The following is a 22,825-nucleotide window of genomic DNA, read 5'->3' on the forward strand; positions in this document are numbered from 1 at the left end:
GCGTGCTTCTCAGTGATCGGCCAGCGCCGCGCCGAACGCGGCGACGGCACCGGAAAAGCGCGCCGCGCCGACGTCGAACGTCCAGCGACGCAGCGCGGGGTCGCCGGCGAAGCCGATCGCCCGCAGCCGCGCATGGGCATCCAGCGCCCCGGCCAGCCCCGCCACCATCGCGGCAGGGGCGCCTTCGGTCTGGTCGGGTCCCAGGCCGCTGTCGAGCATGCTCGGCGCCAGCGCGGCGGAGCCGACGCCAAGTCCCAGCGCGATCGTGACCGCACGCCGCACCGCGGCCGTGAGCTCCTGCGCGTGCCAGCCGACCGGCGTTCCCATGCCCAGGATCAGCAGCGCGCGGGCGGTCACCGTCGGTGGCGGCTGGTCCAGGAACAGCGTTTCGCCGATCTCGGCGGCGAAGATGCCGTCGGCGCGAAGCCGCACCAGCGCGCCGCCCAACGCGGCATCCAGATGCGCGAGGCCGCCGACCGGCGGCCCCCCGCCCAGTTCCTCCGTGAACATGCAGGCGCAGGACAGGTCGGCCTCGGCCGCGCTCCCGTCCCAGGCGGCGACCTCGATCGCGACACCGTGCAGCGTGCCGACGATCTTTCGCTCGGTCATGGATGGATCATGTCGCGGGCATAATCGAGCCCGATGCCATAGCCGCCGCCATGGTCGACGACGATGCCGCGGGCAGCTTCGTAGGTGTCGTGCCGCGTCCAGTCGCGCTGCAGTTCGAGCAGCAACTGCAGCCAGGAGGTCGGCACCGCACCGGCCTGGACCATGCGCTGGATCGCAGCTTCGTGGCTGGCCGGGGTCAGTCCGCCACAGGCATCGGTGACGACGCGCACCGCATAGCCCTCGGCTAGGGCCGAGAGTACCGGGAAGCTCACGCACGCCTCGGTCAGCAGCCCCGCCACGATCAATGTGCGGCGGCCGGTGGCGACCACGGCGGCGCGCGCCGCTTCGTCTTCCCATAGATTCATGTTCCGCCGCTCGATCGGCACCACGTCCGGCAGCACGACGCGGAGCGGCGGCATCAGCGGGCCGCTATAGACCTTGGTGGCCGAGGTGCTGACGACCACCGGCACGTCGAACGCCTTCGCCGTTTGCGCAAGCGCGATGAGGTTGCCGCGGACGGTCTGCCGGTCTGCCGAGCCGGTGGCGAAGGCAAGCCCCGCCTGTGCATCGACGATCAGCACCGCGCACTCCTGCGGGGTGAGTAGGCTGGTGGCGGTCATCGTTGCGATCTCCTTGGCGAAGCGCGTCCACCTAGCGAGAGTCGGGCTGTCACCGCTTGTCGATTGCGCCGCCTTTTTGGCGGCGTTTGCGGGCACCCGCCAACGCACGCCGATGTCTAGAACCGACAAAAGATCGCGTTCGGCGCCAATCCCCTGCAGCGCGGCGCTGCCACAACGCGGCGTTCGCATCGCCCAAGGATCTCGCCCGATGACCGTCTATGCCAGCCACACGCTCCGCGCCAACGGCATCCGCCAGAACTATATCGACACCGGCGAAGGTCCGCCGGTGGTGCTGCTCCATGGCTTCCCGGAAACGAACTTCGCCTGGCGGTATCAGATCCCGGTGCTGGGCGAGCTCTACCGCATCATCGCGCCGGACCTGCGCGGCTATGGCGAAACGGACAAGCCCGCGACCGGCTATGACAAGCGCACCATGGCGCGTGACCTGGCGGCACTGCTCGACGCGCTCGGCATCGATCGGATCGCGCTGGTCGGCCATGATCGCGGCGCCCGCGTCGCGACCCGTTTCGCCAAGGATTTCCCCGACCGGGTCGACCGGCTGGTAGTGATGGACAACGTCCCCACCCGCATCGTCGCGCGGGATCTCAATGCCGAGATCGCCAAGGCCTATTGGTTCTTCCTCTTCCACCTCATCCCCGACCTTCCGGAGACGCTGATCGCCGGCAAGGAGGAGCAATGGCTGCGCTGGTTTTTCTCCGACTGGGCCTATGACCCCTCGGCGATCAGCGGAGAGGCGTTCGACACCTATGTCCGCGCTTATCGCGCGCCGGGCGCGGTACGCGGCGCGATGGCGGACTATCGCGCCAATGCCGAGGACGTCGCGCAGGATCTGGTCGACGCGCACGTGAAGATTGCCTGCCCAACGCTCGCCTTGTGGGGCGCCGATTTCGGCGCGGTCGGCAAGATGTTCGACATGCCGAAGGTATGGGCGGAAATGGCCGACGACCTGCGCGCCATCCCGATCGAGCGTTGCGGCCATTTGCCGCACGAGGAACGCCCTGAAACGGTTAGCGCTCACTTGCTGGAATTTCTGCGGGGATGGCAGGGCTGAGCCATGACCGCGCACGCAACGATCCGACCCGCCGGGCACGAAACCGCCGCGCTGCTGGCCGCACTCGCCAGCACCGTCGGCCCGCGTCACCTGCTTACCGATCCGAAGCGGACCCGCCGCTATCGCACCGGCTTCCGCTTCGGCGGGGGCAGCGCGCTGGCGGTGGTGCTGCCCGGTACGCTGGTGGAGCTGTGGCGCGTGGTCACCGCCTGCGCGGCGGCGAAGGTAATCCTGATCGTCCAGGCCGCCAATACCGGCCTCACCGGCGGATCGACGCCCGACGGCGACGACTATGACCGGCCGATCGTGATCGTCAGCACCACGCGTCTCACCGGCATCCAGTTGATCCGCCGCGGCGCGCAGGTGCTCTGCCTGCCCGGTTCGCGGCTGTTCGAGCTGGAGGACCTGACCGCCTCGGTCGGCCGAGAGCCGCATTCGCGGATCGGCTCCTCGTGCATCGGCGCCTCGGTGCTGGGCGGCATCTGCAACAATTCCGGCGGCGCGCTGATCCATCGCGGACCGGCCTTCACCCAGATGGCCCTCTACGCCCGGATCGAGGCGAACGGCAGCGTCGCGCTGGTCAACCATCTCGGCGTCGCCCTTGGCACCGATCCCGAGGCGATGCTCGCCCGGCTCGACCGAGGTGACATCCGCGAGGAAGAGATTGTCGACGATCCCGCGCGGGTCTGCTCCGATCATGGCTATCAGGAGCATGTCCGCCAAGTCGATGCCGAGACGCCCGCCCGGTTCAACAACGATCCGCGCCACCTTTTCGAGGCGGCCGGCAGCGGCGGCCACGTCGTCGTCTTCGCGGTGCGGCTCGATACCTTCCCGCGCGATGCGAAGACGGCGGATTTCTACATCGGCACCAAGGATCCCGCCGAACTCACCGCGCTGCGCCGGACGATCCTGACCAGCTTCGGCGACCTCCCGATCCAAGGCGAATACATCCACCGCTCGGCCTTCCGCCTCACCGAGCGCTACGGCAAGGATACGTTCCTGGCCGTCCGCTATTTCGGCGCCAAGCAATTGCCGCGACTGTTCGCGCTGAAAGGGCGGTTCGACGCCTTCTGCGCCCGCCACCGCTGGTTGCCGAACGACCTGTCCGACTGGCTGATGCAGGCAGCGGTTGCGTGGCTGCCGCGCCACCTGCCCGCCCGCATGCGCGACTTCGACCGGCGTTTCGAGCATCATCTGATCCTGCGCATGGGCGACGCGGGGATCGCAGAGGCGCGCGCGCTGCTCGCCAAGACGTTCCCCAGCGCGAGCGGCGCCTATTTCGAGTGCACCAAGGACGAAGGCGAACGCGCTTTCCTCCATCGCTTTGCCGTCGCCGGTGCGACGATCCGCTACCGCGCGCTGCATCGGCGCGAAATGCAGGATTTCGTCGCGCTCGATGTCGCCCATCGCCGCAACGACGCGGACTGGAACGATCAGCTGCCGCCCGAACTGGCTGAGAAGGTCATCGGCGTGAGCTATTGCGGGCATTTCTTCTGCCACGTCTTCCACCGCGACTATCTGCTCAAGCGCGGCGAGGATCCGATTGCGTTCGAGCGGGCGATGCTCGCGCTGCTCGACGCGCAGGGCGCCGAATATCCGGCCGAGCACAATGTCGGCCATCTCTATCCGGCCAAGCCGCCGCTCGCCGCGCATTATCGCGCACTCGATCCCACCAACAGCCTCAACCCCGGCATCGGCCAGACCTCGCGCAAGGCGAACTGGGCCTGAGCCGCAACGGAGTATCCCGATGCAGATCGTTCGATTCCAGGATGCGCGCGGCGTCGGCCTCGCGGTCAACACCGGCGAAGGCTATCGCGCCGTCCATGCGGCGGACCCCGCCTATCCGGGCGACCTGCCGGCGCTGATCGCCTCGGGTGTCGATCTGATGGAGACGATGGCAGAGTTCCGCAGCGCCGCCCCGATCGACATCGATGCGATGACGATCCTCCCGCCGATCCCCAACCCCGGCAAGATCGTGTGCATCGGCCTCAACTATGTCGATCACGCCGCCGAGGGCCATTTCGAGGTTCCCACCTATCCCACCATCTTCGCGCGCTTCGCCACCAGCCTGATCGGGCACGGCGCGCCGCTGGTCCGCCCGCCGCAGTCGCAGGATTTCGACTTCGAAGGCGAGCTGGTGGCGGTGATCGGCCTGGGCGGCCGCAACATCGCGCGCGAGGATGCGCTGCGCCACATCGCCGGCTATTCGATCTTCAACGACGGATCGGTGCGCGACTATCAGTTCCGCACGCCGCAATGGACGATGGGCAAGAATTTCGACGGGACCGGCGCCTTCGGCCCCGCCTTCGTTCCCGCCGCGGCCCTGCCCGAGGGTGCCCGCGGGCTGCGGCTCCAGACCCGGCTGAACGGCGCGGTGGTGCAGGACGCCTCGACCGCCGACATGATCTTCGATGTGACCGAACTCGTCGCGCTGCTCAGCGAGGCGTTCACGCTGGAGCCCGGCGACGTGATCGTAACCGGCACTCCGGCCGGGGTCGGCTTTGCCCGCACACCGCCGCTGTGGATGCAGCCCGGCGACGTCTGCGAGGTCGAGATCGAGCAGATCGGAATCCTGCGCAACATCGTCGCGTGAGATCGGCCGGGAATGGGCGCATGGCGGCGGCCATGCGCCCTTCGGCTTATGGAACGGGGATGCCGAAGCCGTTGAGGGTCATCGACACGAAGCAATAATGGCCGACGAGGTAGATCAGCTCGCTGGTCCCCGCCTGGCCGAACCGGGCAAGCGCCTGGGCGTAGAGCGGATCGGCCAACACCCCGCCGCGGAGCAGCGCCTTGGCGACATCGTGCGCGATGGCTTCGTCGTCGTCGAGATCCTCGGGACGCTCACCCGCGGCCAGCGTCGCGATCCGCCGCGCAGACATGCCGTGCGCGCTGGCCGCCACCGCGCCATGGGCATAGATTTCGTACGCCGCACCGAAATGCGCACCCACCACCAGGATCGCGACCTGCCGCGCCGGATCGGGAATGCGCTTGGCGGCGGTGAGCGCCTGGGTGACGCCCCAATAGGCCGCACCGATCTCGGGATCGTGCAGCCAGGCATTCCACGGGCCCAGCAGCGCGCCGTCCTCGCGCACCGTGGTGAAGGTCTGATATTTGGCGGCCACGCCGGCGGTCATCGCCTCGAACAGCGGGCGCTGGGCGTCGGTCAGGTCGCTCGGGGGGATCGGTGGCAAGCGGGTCATCGGCGTCTCCATGGCGCTCATTGCGGCATGCGATTGAGCGCATAGTTGGCGGGGATCCAGGCATAGCTGCCGGGCGCGGTCCGGCGGACATGGCCGAGGCCGGGGAACGAGATATGCGCGCCCGCCACCCACCAGCCCTTGTCGGCCGCCGCGGCGAACGCGGTTTCGCGCGAGCGCACCGCCGCGGCCGGATCGGTGTCGTATTTCATCGCGACGTGCGGATCGGGCAGCTGCACCGGTGCGACATGCACCGTATCGCCCCACACCAGCAGCGCCTTGCCGCGGCTCTCCACCAGATATTGGTGATGCCCGGGGGTATGCCCCGGCGCCGCGATCGCGGTGATTCCGGGCGCCAGCGCCTCGCCTTCGGCATAGGGCTTGAAGCGCCCCTCGGCGATATAGGGCTTCAGGCATTGCTGGGCGCCGTCGAACATCGAGCCGAGGAACGCCGGCACCTTGCCGCGATTGGCGTCGTTCAGCCAGAAATCCGCCTCTCCCTGCGCCACACGCACGATGGCGCGCGGGAAGACGACCTTGCCGCCCATCAGCAGCCCGCCGACATGGTCGCGGTGGAGATGGGTAAGATAGATCTCGTCGATCTGCTCGGGCGCGATCCCCGCCGCGCGGAGATTGGCGACCAGCAGCCCGCCGTCGCGGCCATAGAGATCCCCGGCGCCGGTATCGATTAGCACCAGCTTGCCCGGCAGGCGGACGAGGAACGCGCTGAACCCGCCCTCCACCGGCGAGGTCAGGAAGTTCTGCGCGAGCAGGCTCGCCACCTCGCCGGGCTTGGCGCCCACCGCCAGCTCGGTTGCCGGGAAGGGGTGGGTGCCGTCGAGCAGGGCGACGATCTCGAAGTCGCCGAGTTCGAAGCGATAATAGCCCGGCGCCTGGCGCGGCGGCCAGATGCCGCCCGGCGATGCCTGGGGCGGAGCCGGCGGCGGGGCCGAGGGGACGGTCTGGCCCTTGGGACCGGCAATTGCCGCCGAAACTGGAAGCACGGAAAGCGCGAGCGCGAGCGAGTGGCGGATTTTCATGCTGCCTCCATGAGCTTGTCCCTCCGGTATTGCCGATAGGCCGCGGGAAGGATTGGACGGGGCAGCGCTTACTTGGATGCAGCAGGCATGCGCATCGACGACACGGGGTGCGAGGTGACGCTCTCCGACGCGCTCAACGCCTATGTGTTTGGGAATGCGTTGGATGGTCCGGGCTTCAGCACCGAGCCGATCTTGGCCGCACTCGACCCCCATCCGTCGTAAACGATGGTTCGACATCAAAGCCGGGAAAACCCGACCCGCGATTCGAGCGCGCGAGGACGTTAAACCGTCCTCACAAGCCTGCCCCACATGAGCCGAAAATCAGCCGGTGAAGCGCTGACAAATAACCATTTTCAGAAACCGGCTGGGGCGGGAGGAGCCCCAGCCAGAAATGACCCAAGTAATTGAAAAGACGGGTTTCTTGCAAACCTGCCCCGCCAATGCACCACGAGAGGGTGCCACGGCAGGGTACCACGGCAAGGACCCACGCGGATGTCCGGCATCCAGAACGTTACCCGCAAGCACGGAACCTACTACTATCGTCGCCTCGTACGTTTAGGAGCCGATAAACCTTTCAGGATACGCTTCTCGCTTCGGACCACATGCCGGAAGCGGGCCAGTCAACTGGCGCCGGCCTTGACGTTGATCTGCGAGCGCATTGCCATGGACATGATCGCCAATCGCGGCAGGGATGATCTCACTGCGGCACAACGCGCCGAGATCTTTCGCCGACAGGTGATGATCGAGCGTGACCGCCTGGCGGTGATGCACGCCCGGCTCCACATCGTGCCAGTCGAGGATAACGAGGATACCGAAAAGGCGCTCGCCTTGCGCTTGGACGCAGGCGAGCTGGCGGCGATGGATGGCGCGGTGCGAGGCAAGATCGAGGACTTCCTTGTCGCCCACATCGACCCCGAGGCGGCCGACGAGCCGATCGTGGTCATGGCGTGGTCAGACCTGGCTGCATCGATAGAACATGAGGGCACGGAAGACGCAGCCGTAGCCAGGCTTGCCGACATCGGTGTCGAGCAATTCAAGCTGCGTGCAGCTATGGCCGGGAAGGTCGTCAACCAGGCGCGGATACAAGCCATTCGCGAGTTCCGCGATGCGCTGACCAACCCCGGCGCAGCCTACCCGCCGGTGCCGATTACCGGATATCAACCGTCTTCGCCCGCCCAGCCAGCAACGCCCATGAATCATCCTGCGCCACAGCCGGTTACGACTGGTCCGTTCGCACTGATGACTCCAACGGAAGCCGTCGAGAAGTTCTTTGCGCACAATCCGCGAACCGGCGGAGTGGACGGCACAGCCCGCCGCAAAGGGGGCGACCCATGGACCGAGAAGACACGCGAACAGTTCAAGCTGCTCGCCCTTCTGCTCGAGCAGGTGATGGACGGCAGGCCGCTAGCGACCGTCACGCACGACGACCTTGTCCAGCTCAACGACTGCTTCGCGAAGCTGCATGGCCCTTCGTTCCGAAAGTCACCCCAGCATCGTACCATGACGATCCACGAGATCGTCGCGGAAACGGAGGCGCGTGTCCAGCAAGGCGAGAAGGCGGTTGCGCGAGGCGCGAAGCGGAAGGACGAAGCGGGTCCGCCGAAAATCCCTGCCGGCGCTCTGACCAGGGATCAGCTGGGCCTCGGCCTCAGCACGACCAACCGCCATTGGGGCTTCCTGCGTCAGCTGACGACGTGGTTCGCCAAGCACCAGCCGCTGGGCGCGCTGGACTACAGCGCTTTCATCGAGAACGATCAACGTGATGCGCGCGATCAGCGGGACGCCTACACCGAAGAACAGGGTAGAATGTTGTTCAGCCTTCCGCCTTGGACAGGATCCAAATCACTGGCTCGCCGCATGCAGCCCGGCAGTCTGCTCGTCCACAGTGCCTGGTATTTCGTACCGATGATCGGTTGGTACACCGGGATGCGGCGCGAGGAGATATGCGGCCTCATGCTCGACGACATGGAAGTCGTCGACGGCCATTGGCAGATCAACGTTCGTCCGACGGCAATCCGACGGCTCAAGACCATCACCTCGGCGCGCAACCTGCCCCTCGCCGAGGAGCTGATCCGTCTCGGACTTCCTGCATATGTGCAGGCGCTCAGAGGGGCTGGCGAGTCAATGCTGTTCCCCGAGCTGCAGGCCGAGAGCGGCAAAGGCACCATGGGCGATCGCTATTACAAGACCATTTGGACCAAGATTGCAGCCGCCTTGCCTTTCCTGAGGGCCGGTCAAGCGACCCACTCGTTCCGACACACGGTGATCGACAGCATGAAAGCAGCTGGCATTGCGGCCGAGGTCCGAGCTGACTTCGCTGGGCACAAGCTATCGAGCGAAACCGAGGGGCGCTATTCGAAGGCGCATATGGAGTTGCTGCGGAACGCCGCGAAAGCGATACCGGAGGTGACGCGGCATCTGGATCCGTTCCCGGTGCAGCTGTTACCTGCCGGTCTGCGCGCTCCGCGTAAGGCAAGGATGTCCAACCCGAAAACGTCCCTGTGACAGGACGGTCCCAAGCACATGAGGGAGGAATGCGGCTTGTCGTCATGGCCGGCCTTGCAGCGGTAGGCTAAGTTCCCTGCCCATCCGCGCTGCAGGCCAATGTTGATGGGATCATATTCACTCTTCTTATTCATGTTTAGATAATAAAAAAGCGAGCCAGTACGTCGGCAAGCCGACCGACAGCAGCACCTCGTCCAGCCATGCGAACAGTTGCGGCTCCGGCGGTGTGGCGCGATCGCGCCGAGCTGACGAAGCCGCGCTGCCCCGGTCGAGCGACGTCCTCGACTCGCTCGCGCACTTCGACAAACCGGGCGGCGCGACGCCAGTGCGAGGGTGTTCAATGCGCAATGCAGACCGGCGATCGATGACCTTACGCGCGGCCCGGACAGGACACCGCCAAGGAGGACTCCTGGGGCGATCGGCGCCAGCCCTCGCCGAGGCCGCGCTCATCACGTATCGAATTTAGTAATTGCTGATGTGCATGCTGCCACACGATCATCTTTCAAGGTGCCTTATGGGTCGAAGCGACAAGTACGAACTGCCTTCCTTCACATCGCCCAAAGGTAGGCGCCTTCAGGCGGTGCAACCCGCATGCGATCACTGTGGCAAAGCCATGACCGAGGAGGAACTCGCCTTGGTCGACGTGGTATTGCCCGAGATCGCAGCCACGAACCTATACGTCCTGGAATGTGGGTCCTGCACTGCGACCCGCGACTGCGCGGATGAGGAATATATCACAGACCTACAAGCAGTGGCTGAAGAGGCGCTAGCAGACGCTCTTAAGCGCGGAAACGAAGATGCAGCAAGCAGGCCTGAATGATGCCCCCAGCGTCCCTAGCTCCTAGGGGAGCGAGATGCTTTCACGCGTCACGACATTCTGAACGTACTTCTCGATAGCTTCCAGCCAGGTAGCTTCGTGCAGGGGCAGCAGGTCGCGTAAGCGAGGTGTCTTATCGGCTCCCGTCCGTAAGGCGCACTCAGCTCCTGCCTTGTCCTCACCAACCTTGCCCTGGATGGCACGTGCGAGCCGTTCGTTATAGGCGCGCGCTTCCGGATATCGACCGAACCAAGACGCGGGGCTTGTGTTGACGAAGCCATCCTTCCGGATTGAACCCAGGTTCAATGGTCGTCCTCCGGCCCCATCGTGCCGCAGGTTGAGCGAACCCTTTAGATCAACATAGAAGCCGAGGGGATCGAGCTTCTCCAGAAAGGCACGGAGCAACGCCGGCGCTTCAGGATCACGCTGCCCGAGCAACTCGTAAAACTCGTCCTCGCCGATGCTCACGCCGCGCCGCGCGGTCGCGGCAAGTGTCGATGCGCGCTCCATCTGCACCGCATCGACGCGCAGCGCACTATCGTCGAGGCGCACCACGCCTCGTTCGATCAGAACGGTCTTCGCGAGTACGGAAGGCACGATAACCCGCGAGCCGCCGTCCGGGGCAGCGAAAACTCCCAGTTCGACCAAGGCGAAGGTAAATCGCTGACCCGCATGACTCTGAAGCAGTTCCGCCAGCGGCGCGATGTCGTCTCGAATGCCGTCGCCCACAACGGCAACCACCGCCCGGCCGCGGGATAGGTTCCTCGACACAGCCTCGATGAACTCCGCCTCTCCGACGCCGGGGTCACACGCCCGGACCAATTCGTATATGGATACCTCCGCTTCAGAACTCGCGCGCCGCGCCTTGCGAACCGCCTGCTCGAACGCCTCGTAGCCCATTCGGAACACCGCCCCAGCATATTCCATGGCCTGAGCGACGACCTCGCGCCGGGCCTGTGGATTGCGCCAAAGCTTTGCTTCGATGAGAACGATACCGCCCGTGGGCGTCACGTAGACATTGTCGAGCGCGCCGCTCCGTCCGCCGCCGAAGAGCAGTGGCAGCTCTCGGCAGATCGGCACGAGATCGCCGAAGCCCGGCTCGATCTGCTCGATCGGAAACACGGCTGGCTGCTGATGCAGTAGGTCCTGCAGCCAACTCTCGCTATACCCGCTGCCCGCAGTAGAGCCTAGATCCATGCGCCGCAAAGCAGTCGCTGCACCGGAGTCGTCAATCCAGATGGGCCTACCGTCCCGGCGGCGTGGCTCAGTCATATGTCCTGTTCTCCCAGATCTATGTCTCTACAAGGTCACACCCGAGTTGCCTCGCGCCCACGCGGGCAGCTAAGCACCCTACTTCGACTAATAAATCAATCCTCAATCAGAAGTTATCTGCCACTGTCATGACGCCAAACCTTCTCCCCCAATTCGCTCCGCTGCTGCTCGAATGGAACTTGCAACACACCGAAGATGCGCTCGATCACCCGAAGTTCACAATGGCTCAGTGTGAAATAGGCGGCCGGAGCGTGCAGATGATTTACGCCCCCTTCGATCACATCAATTATACCGCTAAGATAGTGATCGTCGGCATGACGCCGGGCCGCTCTCAGGCAGTCAGCGCGTTGCGGGCTGCCTCGTCTGCGCTGGTTGCCGGCGATGCGATCGACTTGGCCGCAGAGAAGTCGAAGATCTTTGCAAGCTTTTCCGGCGAACCAATGCGCAGTAACCTGATTCGCATGCTCGATCTGATTGGGGTGGCGAAGCTGCTCGGCGTGCCCTCAACCGCCGCCCTTTGGAGCGACGCAGCCCATCTCGTCCACTTCACGTCTGCCCTTCGCTATCCAGTGTTCGTCGATGGTCAGAATTGGTCCGGACAACCAGACATGGTCCGGACGCCGCAGCTGAGAAGCTGGCTCGAGGCCTACACTGGTACGGAGTTGTCTATGCTCCATAATGCGCTCGTCGTTCCACTCGGCCCAAAAGTCAGTGCCGCGCTACGGCACCTAGCGAATGAAGGGATGATCGACGCCTCGCGTGTCCTTGACGGCCTACCGCACCCAAGCGGCGCGAACGCCGAGCGCATCGCGTACTTCGTCGGTGACAAAGCTCGGGAGCGGTGCTCAAGCAAAACCAACACCGCCTCGCTTGATCATGCGAGGGAGCGACTCGTCCGGCTTGTCATGGAAGCCTAGTCGGCGGGTCACCGGCGGGTAGATGGGCCGAAATCGGCGAGGCCGCTGGGCGGTTCCGAGCATGTGGCGATAAACCGCGCCGCCGTTGAGGATTTTCCCGCAACGCAATAGGAAGCGACACATAATCGAGGGGGCGAAAACAGGTGCGGATCGTATCAAACAGCGGCGCAGACCGCAGCGTTGACTTCCTATTGAACAGGCCCAGCGATGTTGACGCCCTCTGTGAGCAGATTTCGGTATTCGGGCTGGAAGCGCTGCGGGGGCGGGTAGATATTCGTCACCTGCTGGTCGGAGAGAGCGAGCCCGCAGCGGCGCTGTACGGCGGCGGAAGCGACCGGAGCAGGCGCAATCAGCTGCGGCGACGCTCGCTGTTCCGCCATGCGCGCAACGTCCTCGATCGCGCTGCGGTACGCCAGACGCGGCTACCGACCGCCCAGTCTTTGCTGCTGACTTCTACCAGCGCGCTGGCGGGCAACTGCAGCCTGACGACCGCCGGGCTGGGCATGGCGCCGCAGGCACAACTCGGCTTTGTTCAGGGTACCGAGAGCCCAGAGGAGATCGCTTTCTTCCGGCAGTGGTTCGTGGATCAGTGGAACGCCGGCGCTACCGACGGACCAGCGGTGACTGCTCTGCGTGACGCTGTATGCCAGGGCGCTTCCGACCATGCGCCATCGACGGTCTACACCCAGGCACTCCACCAGCTGTTCGCCGAAATGGAAGCTGGCACCGACGAATCGCGGATCGTCGACTCGGCCACGGGTATCCGCGAAACGCAGGTCTGGTCGAAGCTATACCGCTTCCAGAAGGACGGCGTGATCGGCGCGATCGACAAGCTCCAGCGCTTCGGCGGCTGCATCATCGCCGACAGCGTGGGCCTCGGCAAAACCTTCGAGGCGCTGGCGGTCATCAAATATTTCGAGCTGCGCAATGCCCGCGTGCTCGTCCTCGCCCCCAAACGCCTGCGCGAAAACTGGTCGCTGTGGACCCGCAACGACGTTCGCAACATGCTCGCGGCCGATCGCTTCGCGTTCGACGTGCTCAACCACACCGACCTGTCCCGAGAACGTGGCCAATCGGGTGATATAGACCTCAGCCACATTAACTGGGCGAACTACGACCTCGTCGTCATCGACGAGAGCCACAATTTCCGGAACCGCCCGGCTGGCAAGGGCGAGCGCGAGAGCCGCTATGATCGCCTGCTCAACGCGGTCGTGCGGGCGGGTGTTAAGACCCGCGTGCTGATGCTGTCCGCTACCCCGGTCAACAATCGGCTGAACGACCTCAAGAATCAGATTGCCTTCGCGACCGAGGGCGACGACCGGGCCCTCGCCGGCTTCGGGATCGCCAGCGTGTCGGGTACGATCCGCATCGCACAAGGACAGTTCAACCGCTGGCAACAGCTGCCGGAGGCCGCACGCACCCCCGCCAAGCTGCTGGAAATGCTGGGCTTCGACTACTTCCGCCTGCTGGACCTGCTGACCATCGCCCGCAGCCGCAAGCACATCGAACGTTATTACGGCACGGCGGAGACCGGCACCTTCCCCGAGAAGCTACCCCCCGCCAACATCAAGTCGGACGTGGACGCCTCCGGCGCCTTCCCGCCGATCGTCGAGATCAACAACGAGATCCGACGTCTGAAGCTCGCGGCCTTTGCCCCGCTGCGCTATGTGCTGGAAGACCGCCGTGGCGCCTATGAGCGCCGCTACAACCAGGACGTTGCGGGCGCCGGCGGTGGTACCAGCGTCTTCCGCCAGCTGGATCGCGAAGAAAGCCTGATCGCGCTGATGCGCGTTAACCTGCTGAAACGCATGGAAAGCTCCGTGCATGCGTTCGCGCTGACAATCGGACGTCAGCTCGAGGCCGTCGAAGCCCTGATCGGCCGCATCGACGCGCATGACGATAGCATCGAAGCCCCCGCCATCGATGATCTGGACGACGACGATCCCGCGTTCGACCAGCTGGGCGTCGGCCGCAGCGTCAAGGTTCTGCTCAGCGACGCCGACCTAGTGCGCTGGCGACAGGACCTGGCGGAAGACAGGCAGCGCCTTGCCCGCCTTCACGATCAGGCGCGACGCGTTACCCCGGAGCTAGATGCGAAGCTGGCGGATCTGAAACGGCTAATCGGCGAGAAGCTCGCGAACCCGTTCAACCCGGACAACGTCAAGCTTCTGGTCTTCACCGCCTTCGCCGATACGGCGGCCTATCTCTATGATGCCCTGCGCGCAGACTATCCGCGCCGCATGGCGCTGGTGACCGGCTCTGGCCGCAACGGCACTACACATCCCAAGCTGCGCGCCGACCTCGGCTCGATCCTTACCGCCTTCGCCCCGCGTGCCCGTGCACGCCCGGAGGCGCTGGCGAGCGAAGAGGAGATCGACCTGATCATCGCCACCGACTGCATCTCCGAGGGCCAAAACCTGCAGGACTGCGACTGCGTGGTGAACTATGACATCCACTGGAACCCGGTGCGCATCGTCCAGCGCTTCGGCCGCGTCGACCGGCTGGGCTCTCCCAACGAGGTCATCAAGCTGGTCAATTTCTGGCCGAACATGGACCTGGATAGCTATATCGGGCTGGAGCGCAGCGTGTCCGGCAAGATGATGCTGCTCGATGTTTCCGCCACCGGTGAGGAGAACCTCATCGAAGCGCAGGCTGGCAACCAGATGAACGATCTGGAGTATCGCCGCCAGCAGCTGGAAGCGCTGCAGTCGCGGGTCGTGGATCTGGAGGATCTTTCGTCCGGCGTCTCGATCACGGATCTCACGCTGAACGACCTGCGCCTGGACCTCGCACGGCTGACCCCGGACGAGCGCGCCGCGCTGGAGCGAAGCCTGCCCGGCACCTTCGCTCCGATCTTCGCTAGCGACGATTTGCCCGCCGGCGCGCTGTTCGTGCTGCGCGCCGCAACGCCCGCAGCCGAGCGCGCGATCGCGAAGGCAGATCCTCTGTTCCCGCATGCCCTTGTCTATGTCGGCGCGGACGAGCGGATCATCCTGCCCCATAGCCAGCCAAAGCGCATGCTGGACCTGCTTCGCCTCGCCGCCGCCACGCCGGGAGCCGAACAAGCCGAAGCCTGGGCCCGCTTTGATACCGAAACACGCGGCGGCGAGTCGATGGCGCGCTGGCAGTCGCTGCTTGCTGCCGCCATTCGCGGCGTCACCGGCAAGGCGGAAGAGCGCGCGGTCGAAAGCCTGTTCACCTCCGGGGGCATCGAAGGCGCGGGCGGCGAAAGCGGCCTGGACGACTGGGAGGTCGTCTGCTGGCTGCCGGTGCTGGGGCCACAGTGACCGGCTCGCCATGACCATCACCCCTGCCGACGTCTTCGCCGCCATGGCGCTGCCGCCTATGAACGCGCCGCCTCGGCGCCTGCCGAAGGATCTACTTGCGCAGCACAGCGCTTCGAGCACGGCCGACCGAAAGCTGATCGACGGCATGATCGAGCGCCTTGACTGGCTTGCCACCCTGTCGCCGGCAACCATCGGCATTGCCGCCGACATGGACGACGAGCGCCCCGTTCCCGCGATCCAATTGCTGGCAATGACGGCACGTGCGGAGCCGACACAGCGCCTGTTGACCTTGATCCACCGCGCCATCCCCGTGCCGATCGTCTTGGCGACAGCGCTCCCGGGCAATGCCGGGACGCGCCTCAGCCTCGCACCGCTCCGCCGCGCGGAGCGTGTCGCCGAACAGATGGTGGTCGAGCGACTAGTACTGGCGCCGGATCTCGCCCAACCAGACGACCCCGGCGCTGCGGCTTTCCTGGCGAACCTCGCTCTGTCGGCACTGCCGAGTACTACCCTTGCCGCCACCTATGGGGCGATGATCGAGCGGGTAGAAGCGCTGACGGTCGCGCGGATCACCGCTAGCCCCTTCGCGCTGTGCCGTGACCCGGCATCGTGCGAGGCGCGGCGGCAAGCCCTCGCCCGTCACGCGCAGGCCGAGGCCGAGTGGCTGGCGGCACGCGCCGCGGCGCGCAAAGAAAAGCGGCTGGCGCAGCAAGTTGTCCTTGGAGAAACGGCGCGGATGCTCAAGGATCGGCTGCAGGAGATCGAGGGGGAACTGAGGGCAGTTTGATGGGCCGCGGGGGGTATCACGGTGGGGGCACGGTGATCGGCTACGGTATGGCGTGGTCGGATAGCGGAGACTTCCCGGCGCGGGAGCGGCAGCACAACTCCCCCTTCCCTTCCGCGCTGAAGGAGCGCCAGAAGCGCGCGGCATCCGCCCGTGCCGCGAAGAAGGCGGCGAAGAAGAGCAGGGCGGCCACTTCACCGGCAAAGCTGGCCAACGCCGCACGGGCGTCGAAAGCGCTGCAGCCCCCCTTTCCACCCGAGCGCATTCCCTTGATTGCGAGTGTCATGCGTGACATCGGACAGCCCCTTCCGAAGAAGGCGATGCAGCGGAACCGCGTGCTGCACCGGTTGCTCGCCGAGGGCATCGTTCTGCCGGACGGGAAACTGAATACGAAGCATTCGAGCCCGCAGTTCTGGCTGCGGCTAATGGAGAAGACCAAGAGTGACTGACGCCCCCAGCGCCACCGGCGCCGATCCCCTTCCCCAGATCACTCGCGGCGACGAAGCTGCGGGTAGCGGTGACATGCGCGCGGACAACGTCGCCAGGCTGAAGACACTGTTCCCCGAAATTGCGAGCGACGGGAAGATCGACTTCGACGTGCTGCGCCAGCTGCTGGGAGACGCCGTCGAGGATGGCGAGGAGCGCTATGGCCTAAACTGGAAGGGTAAGCGCAAGGCGCGAGCATTTGCGCTCACGCCTAGCCTTGGAACACTACTCGCCGCCCCTGAGGATAGTGTCGCATGGGATTCCACGAATAATCTTTTAATCGAAGGCGATAATCTAGAAGTTCTTAAGATTCTGCGACGCTCGTATTCGAACAAAATAAAGTTTATTTACATTGATCCGCCATACAATACAGGCAAAGACTTTGTATATCAAGACGCCTATGGACAGCCTCTCAGCAACTACCTTGCACTTACTGGACAGAAGAATTCTGAAGGCGAGGTACTGACCACCGATAGGGAAGCCGCAGGCCGCCTTCATTCTGATTGGCTTTCGATGCTGCTACCGCGATTGGTTTTGGCAAAGGAGCTTTTGTCAAAAAAAGGGGTTATTGCTATCTCGATCGAAGAACGAGAATACGCAAATCTCTGGGCACTTACATGTGAGATATTTGGCCAAGAAAATATTGTTGGCACGATCGTGTGGAAGAACGCCACGGATAATAATCCGACAAATGTCGCAACGGAACATGAATATATTCTTGTCGTAGCTCGGGACAAATCAAGCATCGATAATGTTTGGAAGTCACGAGCTTCTGCCGTGAAGGACATACTGGTACAAAAGGGTGAAGAACTCTGCCAGCTGCACGAGAAGTCTCGTCTGCAGGAGGCGTACGATTTGTGGTTTCGATCACATAAGGCTGAGCTTTGGCCTCTCGATCGTTACAAATACATTGATAGTGGCGGCATCTACACCGGAAGTCAAAGTGTTCACAACCCCGGCAAAGAGGGCTATCGGTACGACGTAATCCACCCAAAAACGAAAAAACCGACTAAGCAACCTTTGCTTGGATATAGATTCCCAAAGGAAACGATGGATAGCCTCATTGAGGATGGCAGAATTCTTTTTGGTGAAGATGAAGAAAAAATTGTAGAATTAAAGGTATACGCCAAGGATTTTAACGCAAAGCTTCCGAGCTGGATTGATATAGACGGAAGACTTGGAGCTTATGATCTCAAGGAAGATTTTCCAGAAGCCGCAAGATCGTTCTCAAATCCTAAGCCTGTTTCGCTGATATCATATCTCACGTCTTATATAGCGCCGGAAGAAGGCGATTGGATCATGGACTTCTTTGCCGGTTCGGGGACTACAGCTCGAGGTGTTTGGCAAGCGACAATAGAAGATGGAATGGCTCGCAGGTTCATACTTGTGCAGCTTCCTGAAATTCTATCAGCTGATCAGACATCTCAGAGCTCCGCAGCTAAATTCTTGAACAAATTAGGAAAACCACTGAACATCTCTGAGCTTACGAAGGAGCGCCTCCGTCGGGCTGGCGCGAAGCTTCGGGCGCAGCGATCAGATGTAAAGCTGGACACCGGCTTCCGCGTCTACAAACTGGCCACATCCAATCTGAAGCCATGGCAGCCGGATGCGGAAGATCTTGAAGCGAGCATCCTCGATGCAGTCGACAACGTCCTGCCGGGCCGAACTGAGGAAGACCTGCTGGTTGAGCTGCTGCTCAAGACTGGTATCGACCTCACGCTGCCGGAGGAGAAGCGCACCATCGCGGACAAGACCGTCTATGCGCTGGGCGGCGGCACGCTAATGGTGTGCCTGAGCGACATCGCTGCCGACGACGCCGAAGTATTGGGACAAGGCATGGCGGATTGGGTCGAGGCGCTCGATCCGGTGCAGACCACCGTATACTTCAAAGACACCGGCCTTGGAGCGGACGGCAATCGTGCGGCGACCAAGGCTAACCTTGCCGCCATTCTCCGTCAGCGCCTGGGCGATCGCATCGCCAAGATCGCCAGCATCTGATCGGGCCCGTAATGAAGTTCGTGTTCGAAGCAGAGCTGCCGCACCAAGTGGCAGCCATCAACGCGGTGGTCGACCTGTTCGCCGGCCAGGAGCAGCGCCAATCGCTGTTCACCATCGCCCCCCGCCAAGTGGCGGGGGAGCTCGACTATGCCGAGAAGCTGCTTGGCTATGCCAACCGCTTCGATCTGCTGGACGAAGCGATACTGGCGAACCTGAACGACGTTCAGAACCGCCACGCCCTACCCGCTTCGCCCACTCTGGAGGTGACGGCCAAGGGTAAGCGAGACGCCGTCGGCGACTACAAGATGGACTTCACGGTCGAGATGGAGACCGGCACGGGCAAGACCTATGTCTACCTGCGCACCATCTTTGAGCTGAACCGCCGCTATGGCTTCACTAAGTTCGTGATCGTCGTGCCCTCGGTCGCGATTCGCGAGGGCGTTAAGAAGACGATCGAACAGACGCGCGACCATTTCCGCCAGATCTATGATGGCGTTCCCTTCGAAAGCTTCGTGTACGACAGCTCGGACCTGTCACGGATCATCGACTTCGCCTCGTCCTCGTCGATCCGAGTGATGATCGCTACCGTGCAATCGCTGGCCAGCAAGGCTGCGGTCTTCCAGCAAGCGCGCGAGCAAACCCGCGACATCCCGGGGCTGGAATGGGTGAAGAGCACACGGCCGATCATCATCGTCGACGAACCGCAATCGGTGGGTCGCGCAGCCGATAGCGCCGGCGGCAGAATTCTGCGCGCCATGGAGCCGCTGGCGACCATCGGCTATTCGGCGACGCACCGGTTCCGCTTCCACCCCGTGTACCGGCTCGATGCCTTCGATGCGCACGATCGTGGGCTGGTGAAGTCGATCGAGGTCGACGGCGCCCGTATCCAGGATGCGGACAACAGCCCCTATGTGAAGCTGCTCGAGATCGAAGCTAAGAAGGGGCAACTGCCCCGCGCCCGCGTCGAGATCGCCAAGCAGATGAAGGGCGGCGTGTCGCGCCAGGTGGTCTGGGTGTATGACGGCACAGAGCTAACCGAGGATCAGGTTTCCGGCGGGCGTACCGTCTATGCCGGGTACCGTATCGGCATCATCGAGAAGATGCGCGGCTCGGGCTCGATGCAGCTAATCGTCCCCGGCGACGGCGTGAAGCAGCTGCACGTCGGCGACAGCTGGGGCGACGTCGACAAGGATTCGTTTGCCCGCGCCATGGTGCGGCAGACGATCCAGCATCACTTCCGCAAGGAGCTGCGCAACCGCCCGCTCGGCATCAAGACGCTCAGCCTGTTCTTTATCGACGCCGTCGCGGACTACCGTCGCTACGACGAGGAGGGCAACGCGACCCGCGGTCCGCTCGCCGTCATATTCGAAGAAGAATATGCCAAGCTGGCGGCGCAGCCGGAATTTCAGTCGCTCTTCGCGGAAGTGCCGGCGGATGCGGCGCGCGCGCACAACGGCTATTTCTCGCAGGACAAGAAGGGGCGCTTCACCGAGCCGACGCTGAACGCGTCGGGCGAATTCTCCAACGCGCGCTCGCGCGAGGATGCCGAACGCACCTTCGACCTGATCATGAAGGACAAGGAGCGCCTGCTCGACGAGGCCGAGCCGCTTCGGTTCCTGTTCTCGCATTCCGCGCTGCGCGAAGGCTGGGACAATCCGAACGTCTTCCAGATCTGCACCTTGCGCGAGATCGCGAGCGAGATGCGGCGTAGGCAGTCGATAGGCCGCGGCTTGCGTCTCTGCGTGGACCAAACCGGTCAGCGCCGCCGCGACGAAGGCATCAACGTCCTGACCGTCATCGCGCAGGAAAGCTATGCCGATTTCGCCAAGGGCCTGCAGTCCGAAATGGAGGAGGCGCTGGAGATCAAGCTCGGCATCGTCACCGCCGATCTGTTCGCCGGCCTGACCTATGCGCTGCCGGAAGGCGGCACGGGCATGGTGTCGCTGCAGGAAAGCCGCGCGGTATTCCAGGGGCTCACCGAGGCCGGCCTCATCACGGACAAGGGCGAAGCGAAACCGGAGCTGCGCACCGCCCTGGCCCAGAACAACGTGCCATTGCCGGCCGAGCTGCCTGCACCTGCCGCGAAGTTGATCCGCGATATGCTCCACCGCCTTGCGCGGAAGGTGCCGGTCAGCGACGCGCGCGACAAACGCCAGGTGAAGCTCAATCTGGCCGTGCTCGAAGGGCACGACTTCAAGGCGCTATGGGACAAGATCAGCCGCAAGACGACCTACCGGCTCGACTTCGACGATGCGGCGCTCGTCGCACGCTGCGCGCAGGCGGTTCGCGATATGCCCCGGCCAGGTGAGGCGCGGGTCACGTTCGAGCTGGCCGAGATGCTGATCGGCCGCGAAGGCGTGACGCCGGAGAAGGTCGGCACGTCGCAGCCGCAACGGCTGAAGGCGGCAAGACTTGATGTGCCGGATCTGCTGGGCGAGCTGCAGAACCGGACGGAGCTGCCCCGCAAGGTGCTGGCGGACATTCTCGTTCAGTCCGGCAGGCTGGAAGATGCCGCCGTCAATCCGTCCGCATTCGTCGATGCCGTTACCGCGATCGTCCAGGCGGGCAAGCGCCTGATGATGACCAACGGCATCGTCTACAAGCCGCTCGACGACTGGTGGGCGCAGGACCTGTTCACGGCCGAAGATGACGTGCCGATCGATCGCCTTGTGGAGGTGCGGCACGCCCCGCTCGATCACATCGTAGTCGATTCCAACATCGAGAGGGAACTGGCGAAGGCGCTGGACCTCAGCGGTGCGATCAAGGTGTTCGCCAAGCTTCCTAGCGGCTTCAAGATCACCACGCCGCTGGGTACCTACAATCCGGACTGGGCCATTGTCCGTCAGCACGATGGGCGTGAGGACGTCTACCTGGTCAGCGAAAGCAAGGGCGACCTGAACACGCTCCGCGAGGCCGAGAAGGCGCAAATCGCCTGCGGGAAGGCGCACTTCGCCGCGTTGAACGTACCATTCGTAACCGCCACGAACCTGGACGGTATCCTCATGCAATCCGAACCAGCCGAATAGATGGGACAGCGATAACGTCATGCCGATCCGTCACAGCATCTGGAAAGTCGGCAAGCGCCCGGCAGCGCTGCGCGAGGCAGCACTACCCAGCGAGGCGTTGCTGGAGGACATGATCGTCGCCGAGCCGGCGATGCTTTCAGATCAGTGGATGATCATCGGGCGCCAGGTAAACACCGGCTTTGGCGGCCGCATCGACCTGCTGGCCCTCGCGCCGGATGCCTCGCTCGTGCTGATCGAGCTGAAGCGAGGCAAGACGCCGCGCGAGGTGGTCGCGCAGGCGATTGATTATGCCAGCTGGGCCGAGGATCTGGACGGCGATGAGATCAGCCGCATCTACACCCAGTTCAGCGGCGGCGGAAATCTGACGGAGGCGTTTCGCGCCCGGTTTGGACAGCCGCTCGACGAGGACGTGCTCAACGAAAGCCATCAAATCGTTATCGTCGCCAGCCATCTAGATCCGAGCTCGGAGCGCATCGTCGACTACCTCAATAAGCGCGACATCCCCATCAATGTGCTGTGCTTCCAGGTTTTCGAGGCAGACGGCGGGCAGTTGCTTAGCCGGTCTTGGCTGCTGGACCCTGTCGAGACCCAGGTTGCCGCCAGCGTCAGCTCGGGCGGGACAAAGTCAGCGGACAGGGAGCCCTGGAACGGCGAATACTATGTGAACTTCGGCGAGGGTGAGAGCCGCTCGTGGGAAGACGCGCGGCGGTACGGCTTCGTCTCTGCGGGCGGAGGGAGCTGGTACAGTGGTACCCTGAACCTGCTCCACGAAGGCGATCGTATCTGGGTTCGCGTACCGAAGCGCGGCTATGTAGGTGTCGGACGCGTGACGGGAGCACCTGTCGCGGCCGGAGATTTCCGCATCGCGGACAGCGCGGGAGTCACGCGACCCGTCCTCGACGCTCTGACGGGACGAAGCTACCATCGCGCCTTCGTCGATGATCAGGAGCGCACGGAATACTTCGTCCCCGTAGAATGGCTTCGCACCGTGCCGCTCAGTGACGCTGTGGACGAAGTAGGCATGTTCGGGAACCAGAACACGGTCTGCGCTCCAAAGAAGGCGAAGTGGCGTCACACGATTGAGCGGCTGAAGGCAATTTTTCCGGAATGGGACCATCGTACCTGAGCCAATCGTCTGCGGTAGGACGAAAGTCGTCTAATCGGAACGTTCGGTTAGCCGAGCCAAGTTCGT

Annotated in this window: 17 protein-coding genes; 12 read left to right on the forward strand and 5 right to left on the reverse strand. The window is 63.8% G+C overall.

Annotated elements, in window-relative coordinates; translation table 11 throughout:
- Positions 1–9: 9 nt before the first annotated feature.
- Complete coding sequence (locus ABIC65_RS07250; protein WP_354307818.1) at positions 10–609, reverse strand: M17 family peptidase N-terminal domain-containing protein; 600 nt, start codon at positions 607–609, stop codon at positions 10–12.
- A complete protein-coding gene (locus tag ABIC65_RS07255) occupies positions 606–1,229 on the reverse strand; it encodes a hydrolase (RefSeq protein WP_354307819.1) in 624 nt (207 codons plus the stop codon). Before ABIC65_RS07255 ends, ABIC65_RS07250 begins: the two co-directional genes overlap by 4 nt.
- A gap of 208 nt (positions 1,230–1,437) precedes the next feature.
- On the opposite strand from ABIC65_RS07255, the gene ABIC65_RS07260 reads away from it, so the two are divergent.
- Genes ABIC65_RS07260 through ABIC65_RS07270 form a run of 3 tightly spaced genes read left to right on the forward strand, consistent with a single transcriptional unit; the run spans position 1,438 to position 4,894 of the window.
- Positions 1,438–2,301, forward strand: coding sequence for an alpha/beta fold hydrolase (locus ABIC65_RS07260; RefSeq protein ID WP_354307820.1), 864 nt, complete (start codon positions 1,438–1,440; stop codon positions 2,299–2,301).
- A gap of 3 nt (positions 2,302–2,304) precedes the next feature.
- Positions 2,305–4,029: a D-lactate dehydrogenase gene (dld, locus tag ABIC65_RS07265; protein WP_354307821.1), complete on the forward strand. Its 1,725-nt coding sequence runs from the start codon at positions 2,305–2,307 to the stop codon at positions 4,027–4,029.
- A gap of 19 nt (positions 4,030–4,048) precedes the next feature.
- The gene (locus ABIC65_RS07270) at positions 4,049–4,894 is read left to right on the forward strand and encodes a fumarylacetoacetate hydrolase family protein (protein WP_354307822.1); all 846 of its coding nucleotides are present in this window, start codon (positions 4,049–4,051) and stop codon (positions 4,892–4,894) included.
- A gap of 46 nt (positions 4,895–4,940) precedes the next feature.
- Here the strand turns inward: ABIC65_RS07270 and ABIC65_RS07275 are convergent, their stop codons facing one another.
- The gene (locus tag ABIC65_RS07275) at positions 4,941–5,504 is read right to left on the reverse strand and encodes a carboxymuconolactone decarboxylase family protein (protein WP_354307823.1); all 564 of its coding nucleotides are present in this window, start codon (positions 5,502–5,504) and stop codon (positions 4,941–4,943) included.
- Positions 5,505–5,521: 17 nt separating this feature from the next.
- On the reverse strand, positions 5,522–6,541 hold the full coding sequence (locus ABIC65_RS07280; protein ID WP_354307824.1) for an MBL fold metallo-hydrolase: 1,020 nt from the start codon (positions 6,539–6,541) through the stop codon (positions 5,522–5,524).
- 87 nt (positions 6,542–6,628) lie between these two features.
- On the opposite strand from ABIC65_RS07280, the gene ABIC65_RS07285 reads away from it, so the two are divergent.
- Together ABIC65_RS07285 and ABIC65_RS07290 are read left to right on the forward strand one after the other, a co-directional pair.
- Entirely contained in the window at positions 6,629–6,763 is a 135-nt protein-coding gene (locus ABIC65_RS07285) for a hypothetical protein (RefSeq protein ID WP_354307825.1), read from the forward strand.
- A gap of 270 nt (positions 6,764–7,033) precedes the next feature.
- The gene (locus ABIC65_RS07290; RefSeq protein ID WP_354307826.1) at positions 7,034–9,046 is read left to right on the forward strand and encodes a site-specific integrase; all 2,013 of its coding nucleotides are present in this window, start codon (positions 7,034–7,036) and stop codon (positions 9,044–9,046) included.
- An 841-nt stretch (positions 9,047–9,887) separates the two neighbouring features.
- Here the strand turns inward: ABIC65_RS07290 and ABIC65_RS07295 are convergent.
- On the reverse strand, positions 9,888–10,985 hold the full coding sequence (locus ABIC65_RS07295; RefSeq protein WP_354307827.1) for a hypothetical protein: 1,098 nt from the start codon (positions 10,983–10,985) through the stop codon (positions 9,888–9,890).
- Between the two features lie 278 nt (positions 10,986–11,263).
- On the opposite strand from ABIC65_RS07295, the gene ABIC65_RS07300 reads away from it, so the two are divergent.
- The 7 genes from ABIC65_RS07300 to ABIC65_RS07330 all read left to right on the forward strand — a co-directional run bounded on the left by ABIC65_RS07300 (position 11,264) and on the right by ABIC65_RS07330 (position 22,759).
- On the forward strand, positions 11,264–12,052 hold the full coding sequence (locus ABIC65_RS07300) for a hypothetical protein (RefSeq protein WP_354307828.1): 789 nt from the start codon (positions 11,264–11,266) through the stop codon (positions 12,050–12,052).
- 143 nt (positions 12,053–12,195) lie between these two features.
- Positions 12,196–15,339, forward strand: a complete 3,144-nt coding sequence (locus tag ABIC65_RS07305) for a helicase-related protein (RefSeq protein ID WP_354307830.1) — start codon at positions 12,196–12,198, stop codon at positions 15,337–15,339.
- A 10-nt stretch (positions 15,340–15,349) separates the two neighbouring features.
- The gene (locus ABIC65_RS07310) at positions 15,350–16,126 is read left to right on the forward strand and encodes a DUF4391 domain-containing protein (protein WP_354307831.1); all 777 of its coding nucleotides are present in this window, start codon (positions 15,350–15,352) and stop codon (positions 16,124–16,126) included.
- Positions 16,127–16,158: 32 nt separating this feature from the next.
- Entirely contained in the window at positions 16,159–16,572 is a 414-nt protein-coding gene (locus ABIC65_RS07315) for a hypothetical protein (protein WP_354307832.1), read from the forward strand.
- On the forward strand, positions 16,565–18,607 hold the full coding sequence (locus ABIC65_RS07320; protein ID WP_354307833.1) for a site-specific DNA-methyltransferase: 2,043 nt from the start codon (positions 16,565–16,567) through the stop codon (positions 18,605–18,607). The genes ABIC65_RS07315 and ABIC65_RS07320 overlap by 8 nt, the downstream gene beginning before the upstream one ends.
- An 11-nt stretch (positions 18,608–18,618) precedes the next feature.
- A complete protein-coding gene (locus ABIC65_RS07325; protein ID WP_354307834.1) occupies positions 18,619–21,633 on the forward strand; it encodes a DEAD/DEAH box helicase family protein in 3,015 nt (1,004 codons plus the stop codon).
- A 19-nt stretch (positions 21,634–21,652) separates the two neighbouring features.
- Positions 21,653–22,759, forward strand: a complete 1,107-nt coding sequence (locus ABIC65_RS07330; RefSeq protein ID WP_354307835.1) for a hypothetical protein — start codon at positions 21,653–21,655, stop codon at positions 22,757–22,759.
- Positions 22,760–22,825: the final 66 nt, after the last annotated feature.

The organism is Sphingomonas trueperi (genome assembly GCF_040545665.1).
Taxonomy (GTDB): Bacteria; Pseudomonadota; Alphaproteobacteria; order Sphingomonadales; family Sphingomonadaceae; genus Sphingomonas; species Sphingomonas trueperi_B.

Bases quoted from the DNA above. Each gene is read 5' to 3' on its own strand.
- ABIC65_RS07275 (WP_354307823.1), bottom strand. From the start codon at position 5,504: ATGACCCGCTTGCCACCGATCCCCCCGAGCGACCTGACCGACGCCCAG.
- ABIC65_RS07270 (WP_354307822.1), top strand. From the start codon at position 4,049: ATGCAGATCGTTCGATTCCAGGATGCGCGCGGCGTCGGCCTCGCGGTC.
- ABIC65_RS07280 (WP_354307824.1), bottom strand. From the start codon at position 6,541: ATGAAAATCCGCCACTCGCTCGCGCTCGCGCTTTCCGTGCTTCCAGTT.
- ABIC65_RS07310 (WP_354307831.1), top strand. From the start codon at position 15,350: ATGACCATCACCCCTGCCGACGTCTTCGCCGCCATGGCGCTGCCGCCT.
- ABIC65_RS07325 (WP_354307834.1), top strand. From the start codon at position 18,619: ATGAAGTTCGTGTTCGAAGCAGAGCTGCCGCACCAAGTGGCAGCCATC.
- ABIC65_RS07285 (WP_354307825.1), top strand. From the start codon at position 6,629: ATGCGCATCGACGACACGGGGTGCGAGGTGACGCTCTCCGACGCGCTC.
- ABIC65_RS07255 (WP_354307819.1), bottom strand. From the start codon at position 1,229: ATGACCGCCACCAGCCTACTCACCCCGCAGGAGTGCGCGGTGCTGATC.
- ABIC65_RS07260 (WP_354307820.1), top strand. From the start codon at position 1,438: ATGACCGTCTATGCCAGCCACACGCTCCGCGCCAACGGCATCCGCCAG.
- dld (WP_354307821.1), top strand. From the start codon at position 2,305: ATGACCGCGCACGCAACGATCCGACCCGCCGGGCACGAAACCGCCGCG.
- ABIC65_RS07250 (WP_354307818.1), bottom strand. From the start codon at position 609: ATGACCGAGCGAAAGATCGTCGGCACGCTGCACGGTGTCGCGATCGAG.
- ABIC65_RS07300 (WP_354307828.1), top strand. From the start codon at position 11,264: ATGACGCCAAACCTTCTCCCCCAATTCGCTCCGCTGCTGCTCGAATGG.
- ABIC65_RS07330 (WP_354307835.1), top strand. From the start codon at position 21,653: ATGCCGATCCGTCACAGCATCTGGAAAGTCGGCAAGCGCCCGGCAGCG.
- ABIC65_RS07290 (WP_354307826.1), top strand. From the start codon at position 7,034: ATGTCCGGCATCCAGAACGTTACCCGCAAGCACGGAACCTACTACTAT.